This is a genomic window from Ruminococcus sp., from assembly GCF_019417665.1.
Lineage (GTDB): Bacteria > Bacillota > Clostridia > Oscillospirales > Ruminococcaceae > Ruminococcus_C.
Genome location: NZ_DXUU01000084.1, coordinates 1 through 7,180 on the forward strand (window position 1 = coordinate 1; position 7,180 = coordinate 7,180).

Consider the following 7,180-nt stretch of genomic DNA (forward strand, 5'->3'; position numbering starts at 1 on the left):
TTACCAACAACAATGTGACGACTTATCTGACTTTAGCAGTTGTAAGACTGCGTGCTGGAACGACAGCTATTCTGGATTTCGATCTGACAGACTGCCGTGCGGATGAGAGCAAATGCGGTTACTGCAAGTGCATTCTTGGCAAGTGCAGAGTGACCGAGATGCTTGCCGAAATGGCAAAGACGAATGCCACACTGGACGAACTGCAAAAGCGGCTGGATGCGATGAACAGCCAGATTTCGGAACTGCAGACCAAGGTAGATGACTTGACGGCAGGCGAAATCCTAGCAACCGGACAGTGCGGCGAAAACATCTACTATGTTCTCTACGACAACGGCAAACTGCTGCTGCGTGGCACGGGTGCAACCTACGATTATACCTCTCATGATTCTGTGTTCTATCAAAACGACCAGATCAAGGAGATTGTACTCAGCAATGGCATTACTGGTCTGGGTGACCGTTTGTTCTATCATTGTGCCAATGCGAAAACGGTATCTCTTCCGGCAACACTGACCAGCATTGGTGATTCTGCTTTTGCACAGGAAGATGCCATAATCAATGATACCGCTGGTCTGACTTCTGTTACCATTCCGCAGGCAGTTACTGCGATTCAGTCATACGCCTTTTATCATACCGCCATTGCAGAAGTCACTGTGCCTGCCAGCGTGAAAACGTGGGGAAAGTATGTTTTTAGCGGCTGTGCAAAGCTGAAGACTGCTCGTGTTGCGTGTGATTCCATTGGTGCTTTTGCGTTTACAAGATGTACAGCATTGTCCAGCCTTACCATTTCTGCGAATTGCGGAACCTTTGGGGAAAATATGCTGACATACTGTGAAAGTCTAACAGCCATCACATATGAAGGAACGATCGCTCAGTGGAACGCCATCACCAAACCGGTCAACTGGATGTCTTCCGGAGAACATTCCTACAACAATTATCTGAAAAAGATCCAGTGTGTAGACGGCTATCTGGAATATGATACGGAAACCCATACATGGAACGAGGTGAAAAACGGATGATGAAATTCTTAGTGAAACAGCAAAAAATCGAAGCACTGGAGCGAGAGGTCCTTGCCTCTGACCAGATTGCATTTGTTTCGGTGAAGTTCGTGTTCGATGGGGCTTGGAAAACGCTGCACAAAGTGGTGCAGTTCACGCAGTGTGAGGAAACATACAACGTGGTGCTTGGCATAGATGGAACAACCTGCTTGCTGCCTGCCGAACTGCATCCTGGTGCGGTGAAGATGAGTTTATTTGGTTACGATGCGGAAAGCGATACTACACTGCGTGCAACAACCGTACCAGTAACTCTTCACATTCGACCGTCCGGTTTTGTCGCAGATGGGGATACGCCAATTCCGCCTACGCCGGATCTGTATACGCAGCTTTTGAAAAAGCTCTCAGAGATGCAAACCGGAGCAAACGGAAAAGACGGTCGTTCTGCTTATGAAATTGCCATAGAAAACGGTTTTGTAGGGACAGCTGCAGAATGGCTGGAAAGTTTGAAAGGCATGAATGGCGTTGACGGTAAGGATGGATTACCCGGAAAGGACGGAAAAGATGGTGCAGACGGTTTGCCCGGTAAGGACGGCACAAATGGGAAAGACGGTAAAGATGGACGTGACGGAAAGGACGGCATTTCTCCGGATTTGACAAATTATCCGGATACCGATGCTGTGAAAACACTGATTCAAGTTGCTGTTCAGCCACTTCTGGAAAAAGCACATACCCACGAAAATCAATCCGCATTGGATCAGATCACTGCCGCTAAAATCGCACAATGGGATGGTTTCGGCACACAAATCAATGGGCTTAGCACAAAGATCACAGTCTATTCGGAAAAAACAGAACGTACTTTGGAGAGCCTGCAAAAGCAGATCGATAACCTGACAAACGACAGAAATTACACCGTTCTGTTTCAGTCCGGACAGAATACTGTTTCGACCTATGCACCAAACATCAGCATGATTCTGGACGGCGGGTATCAGACCATGAAGGATTTTCTGGCTGCCTATCCGCAGTTTTGCAGTGCAGAAAATGATTTCGTGCTGTCCTACTCGCAGGAGTGTTTTCACTGGGATAAGTCGGTTTTGACCATTTGTGAAAATCCCTTATTTCTGACGAAAAATGCGGAGATCGTAATGTCCTATCAGTCGGGTTCCAGCGAAGCCGGAAGCCTGTATCTGGTGCCGAAACCGCAGAAGATCGACATTCCTATTGGTGTGTATGTGAACACGCAGATCGATGCAAATCGTGCGGTTTCTCTGGATTTCCAATGGCTACAATCGGACAACTTTATCACCACCATCACAGAATGCAACGGCATTTCTGACGGCGAATATTACCTTGCCTGGGTGGGCAGAAGCAACAATTCTCATCCGAAAATCCGATTCCTGAAAGTACTGGAGGATTGAAAATGAAAGATACCATTTGCGTGGCTGTCGGCTTGGTCGGCGGCTTTTTTACTGCCATTTTTGGCGGCTGGGACTCCGCTCTGGTGACACTGGTCGTCTTTATGGCAATCGACTTTTTCACTGGCATCATCACCGCCATGATGAAAAAATCAAAACACACGGAAAGCGGCGGACTTTCTTCCAAAGCTGGCTGGTTCGGTCTGGCGAAAAAAGTCTGCACCTTGATGCTGATCGTCGTTGCAGTTCGGATGGATATTCTGCTGAATACCAACTATATCCGGGATGCAGTCTGCATCAGCTTTTGCCTGAACGAACTGCTTTCCATCGTGGAAAATACATCGCTCATGGGGATTCCATATCCACCTGCAATTCAAAAAGCAATTGATGTTCTGCAAACAAAAATCGGCAGAACCGAAGAAACGACCGACAAGGAGGACAAGTAATATGGCTATTTTAAGACCAGATGTAACAACGACTCTGAACGGAGTAAAAATCAACGAGTATTTGCTCACCAAACACAATCCCAACAGAATCGATATGCCCTCTGTTTCCATGGAGGGCAAAGTTATCGGTGTGACTGTTCATAACACCGATTGGATTTCGGTAGCAAGCGGCACGACCCCTGCGGAACAGTACACAAGGGCAACGGTCAATAACAACATGAAGGACGTGCGAGTTCATTACTATGTGGATAACGTGTGTGCATGGCAGAATCTGCCCCACAGCCTGAGTGGCTGGCACGCTGCTGATGGCTCTGGGAACGGCAACAGGAGAACCATTGCTATCGAGTGCATTATGTCCTCTGCATACAATTCTGCCGATCAAAAATCGGAGGACAATGCAGCAAAATTGGCAGCAGCGTTATTAAAACAGTGTGGATTGGACATCAGCCATCTCTACACCCATACCCACTGGCTGAATGTCCGTGATGGACGAAACGGAACGATTGACCAGTTGAACACCATGTACAATCGGTACAAGATGTGTCCGGCGTACATTTTACCTCATTGGGCGGAGTTTAAGAAAAAGGTGCAGTCTTATTTGAATGCTGGAACTCCCACTATTTCTGCACCTTCCACAAAGCAGATTTACCGGGTGAGAAAGTCTTGGGCAGATGCAAAGTCGCAGCTAGGTGCGTACTCTTCTTTGGAGAATGCGAAAAAGGCGTGTAAGGCAGGATACAGCGTTTTTGACAATTCAGGCAAAGTAGTATATTTTGTTGTGAAAACCTACGCAAAAGGTACAAAGGTCACACTGAACAATGTCACCTTGTATTCGTCCAGTACTGCCAAAACTGGTACAAAGAAATCCGGAACGTACTATCTCTATGACGGACAGGTAGTGAACAACAGAATGCGTATCACAAATTCTGCTTCCAATTGCGGCAAAACGCCTGCCGGTTCTTATGTTACCGGTTGGGTTAATAAGACCGATATCTGATAATATTTCTATTCAAAATCCCGAAACGGCTCCCGTGTTAGCTGTTTCGGGAAAATTTTTAAGTGCTGACGGGAGGTATTGTATGGAACAGCAGCAAATAATGGATGAGCTGAATTATCACAGGGCACAGAAAATCACGGAAATGCTTTATCGTTCCGGTCTGATTTCCTTTGACGAATATGACAAACTGACACAAAAAAATCGCCGATCTTTCTCTCCGCTTTACGTCGACTTATTGCCGAAAACGCTTGATATATCCACGAAACAGAGTTAATATGGACACTGCGAAAGGAGGTGACTGCCTTGAAAACAGTTAGAAAAATTGAAGCGAATAAGCCGATAACGACAAATAAGCAGAAATTCCGTGTGGCTGCTTACTGCCGTGTTTCAACAGATAACGATGATCAGCTTGAAAGCCTTGAAACACAAAAAGCACATTATGAGTCATGGATCAAACTGCATTCGGAATGGGAATACGCTGGGTTATACTATGATTCAGGCATCACCGGTACAAAATCAGATGTCCGTGAGGGCTTGCAGAATCTACTGCAAGCCTGCCGTCTTGGGAGAATAGACCGTATTCTCGTGAAATCTATCAGCCGTTTTTCAAGAAATACAACAGACTGCCTTTCCATTGTCCGTGAACTGCTCGAAATTGGCGTCACGATTTCTTTTGAAAAGGAAAATATAGACACTGGGAGTATGGAAAGTGAGCTGATACTCTCGATACTGAGTAGTATGGCAGAAGATGAATCAGCATCTATTTCTCAAAATGAAAAGTGGTCGATAAAGCGTAAGTTTCAAAGCGGTACATACAAAATGTCCTATGTTCCTTATGGATATATGAGAGATGAAAACGGAAATATGGTGATTGAAACATGGGAGGCAAATGTGATTCGCTTTATCTTTGACTTAATTTTATCCGGCAAAAGTACATATGTCATTGCGAAGCTTTTAGATGCACAGCATATTCCAACGAGAAAGGGCGGAAAATGGAGTGGGTCAACCGTTCGTGACATTGTAGTCAATGAAAAATATGTCGGCGATGCACTGTTTCAGAAAACCTATACTGATGATAACTTTCACAGGCATACAAACCATGGTGAAGTCGGAACATATCTTGTTTCTGATCACCATGAACCTATTGTAAGCCGGGAGGTCTTTGAAAAAGCAAATGCACTTATCAGACAGCGGGCAGCGGAAAAGGGTGTCATCAAAGGCAGCGACAAATATCAGAAACGTTATGCCTTTTCAAGAAAAATTGTCTGCGGAGTGTGCGGCAGAAACTTTAAACGCAGGATTCACAACGGTGGAGCTGAGATTGCCTGGACATGTGCTGCACATATTGAGGACGCTAAAAAATGCTCCGTAAAATATGTGCGTGATGATGTACTGAAAGTTGCCTTTGTAACCATGCTGAACAAGCTTATATTCAGCAGGAAACTGATCCTGAAACCTTTACTGTGCAGTCTTAAATCTGATAACAGTGATGAAAATGTTCATAGAATGCAGGAATTACAAAAACAGTTAGAGACAAACACTGAAAGGAGAAATACACTCCGCTGGCTTCGCTCACAGGAAATTATTGATACCGTAATGTACAATCAGGAGATGAATCTGCTAAAAAAACAAGCAGAAGATTACCGTAACGAAATATCCCGATTAAGTCAGTATACTACAGGTGAAGCTGCCGGTATTGCAGAATTGGAACATCTGCTTCGATTTACTGAAAGTACGGCGTCTGTTCAGGAATTTAGTGATGCGTTGTTCCTTGCGTTTGTTGACCACATTATTGTTTATGACCGAAACTATGTAGGTTTCAAACTGAAATGCGGTCTGACGCTGAAGGAGGTGATCTGATGGGACATACACCATACGGCTACAGGATAGAGAATGGTATGGCTGTCATAAATCCGGATGAAGCAGGACATGTCAGACAGATTTTCCATAACTACATTGAGGGTATGAGTCTGTCAGAAGCAGCAAAGGCGGCAGGGCATCCTATGGTTCACAGCATGGTCAGACGAATGCTAAGCAGAGAATGTTATCTTGGAGATAGTTTTTACCCTGCGATTATTGATAAGGAAACCTTCGCCAAAGCAAATGCTGAATGGAACCGCCGGGCTGCTGAGATGAACCGAATCGGGAGAAAAAGAAAAAAGATTCCCCAGCCTCAGACAAAATTCACAATGGGACAGCAGAATTTTCATTATGATGATCCTGTTCAGCAAGCAGAGTATCTTTACAGTCTTATAGAAAGCAAGGTGACATAAATGCCAAAAGTAACAACGATTCCTCCGAAAAAGCATATCGGTAATCTGGCAAAAACCAAAGAAGTCAAGAAAATTCGTGTGGCAGCCTACTGCCGAGTATCTACGGACACTGAAGAACAGGCTACCAGTTATCAGACCCAAATTGAGCATTACGAGGAAATTATCAGTAAGAATCCGGAATGGATATTTGCCGGAATCTATGCAGATGATGGTATCAGTGCAACTTCGACGAAAAACCGAGAGGAATTTAATAAAATGATACAGGCCTGTATGGACGGTAAGATCGATATGATTATAACAAAATCTATCAGCCGTTTTGCCCGAAATACAGTTGATTGTCTGAACTACATACGACAGCTTAAGGCACAGAACATTCCGATATACTTTGAAAAAGAGTCCATAAACACAATGGATGCAAAGGGTGAGGTTCTGATTACCATTATGGCGTCACTGGCACAGCAGGAATCTGAATCTCTGAGTCAGAATGTCAAGCTGGGAATGCAGTATCGCTTTCAGCAGGGCAAAGTAATGGTCAATGCAAGATGTTTCCTCGGCTACGATAAGGACGAGAACGGGCATCTGGTTATCAATTCAGAACAGGCAGAGGTAGTTAAACGAATTTATCGTGAATATCTTGAAGGCGCAAGCTGTCAGCAGATTGCAAGAGGACTGGAGCGTGATGGGGTTCTTACTGCACGGGGAAACAAAAGATGGCATGATAGTGCCATTCGATTGATTCTGGAAAATGAAAAGTACATGGGTGATGCACTTCTGCAAAAGACATATACTGTGGATTTTCTCAATAAAAAGCGCATTAAAAATAACGGCGAAATGCCGCAGTATTATGTAGAAGACGATCACGAAGCCATTATCCCAAAAGAGATGTTTTTGAAGGTACAGGAGGAAATTGTAAGACGAAGTTCGCAAGTTGACTGTATGGGGAGACGGCGAGGCTTTAGTTCCAAGCACTGCTTTACGAATTTGATGTACTGTGCCGAATGTGGGGAACAATTCCGTAGAATACACTGGAACAACCGAGGCTGCAAATCTGTGGTGT

Annotated in this window: 8 protein-coding genes; all 8 read left to right on the forward strand. The window is 44.7% G+C overall.

Annotation, left to right across the window (positions count from 1 at the left end):
* Positions 1–1,016: leucine-rich repeat domain-containing protein (locus QZ375_RS13205; RefSeq protein ID WP_295219720.1), on the forward strand; the 1,016-nt coding region annotated here is incomplete at its 5' end.
* Positions 1,013–2,410, forward strand: a complete 1,398-nt coding sequence (locus QZ375_RS13210) for a hypothetical protein (protein WP_295219721.1) — start codon at positions 1,013–1,015, stop codon at positions 2,408–2,410. The genes QZ375_RS13205 and QZ375_RS13210, both read left to right, overlap by 4 nt.
* A gap of 2 nt (positions 2,411–2,412) precedes the next feature.
* Positions 2,413–2,853 carry a phage holin family protein gene (locus QZ375_RS13215; RefSeq protein WP_276713355.1) on the forward strand — a complete coding sequence of 147 codons (441 nt, stop codon included), beginning with the start codon at positions 2,413–2,415 and terminating at the stop codon, positions 2,851–2,853.
* Between the two features lies 1 nt (position 2,854).
* Complete coding sequence (locus QZ375_RS13220; RefSeq protein WP_295219722.1) at positions 2,855–3,850, forward strand: N-acetylmuramoyl-L-alanine amidase; 996 nt, start codon at positions 2,855–2,857, stop codon at positions 3,848–3,850.
* Positions 3,851–3,932: 82 nt separating this feature from the next.
* A complete protein-coding gene (locus QZ375_RS13225; RefSeq protein ID WP_295219723.1) occupies positions 3,933–4,124 on the forward strand; it encodes an SHOCT domain-containing protein in 192 nt (63 codons plus the stop codon).
* Positions 4,125–4,153: 29 nt separating this feature from the next.
* Positions 4,154–5,710, forward strand: a complete 1,557-nt coding sequence (locus QZ375_RS13230) for a recombinase family protein (protein WP_295219724.1) — start codon at positions 4,154–4,156, stop codon at positions 5,708–5,710.
* Positions 5,710–6,123 (forward strand): recombinase family protein, encoded by a 414-nt coding sequence (locus QZ375_RS13235; protein WP_295219725.1) that lies wholly within the window; start codon positions 5,710–5,712, stop codon positions 6,121–6,123. The genes QZ375_RS13230 and QZ375_RS13235 overlap by 1 nt, the downstream gene beginning before the upstream one ends.
* On the forward strand, positions 6,124–7,180 hold a 1,057-nt coding region (locus tag QZ375_RS13240; protein ID WP_295219726.1), incomplete at its 3' end, for a recombinase family protein.

Excerpts from the sequence above, each read along its gene's own strand:
- QZ375_RS13210 (WP_295219721.1), top strand. The coding sequence starts at position 1,013 with ATGATGAAATTCTTAGTGAAACAGCAAAAAATCGAAGCACTGGAGCGA.
- QZ375_RS13215 (WP_276713355.1), top strand. The coding sequence starts at position 2,413 with ATGAAAGATACCATTTGCGTGGCTGTCGGCTTGGTCGGCGGCTTTTTT.
- QZ375_RS13220 (WP_295219722.1), top strand. The coding sequence starts at position 2,855 with ATGGCTATTTTAAGACCAGATGTAACAACGACTCTGAACGGAGTAAAA.
- QZ375_RS13225 (WP_295219723.1), top strand. The coding sequence starts at position 3,933 with ATGGAACAGCAGCAAATAATGGATGAGCTGAATTATCACAGGGCACAG.
- QZ375_RS13235 (WP_295219725.1), top strand. The coding sequence starts at position 5,710 with ATGGGACATACACCATACGGCTACAGGATAGAGAATGGTATGGCTGTC.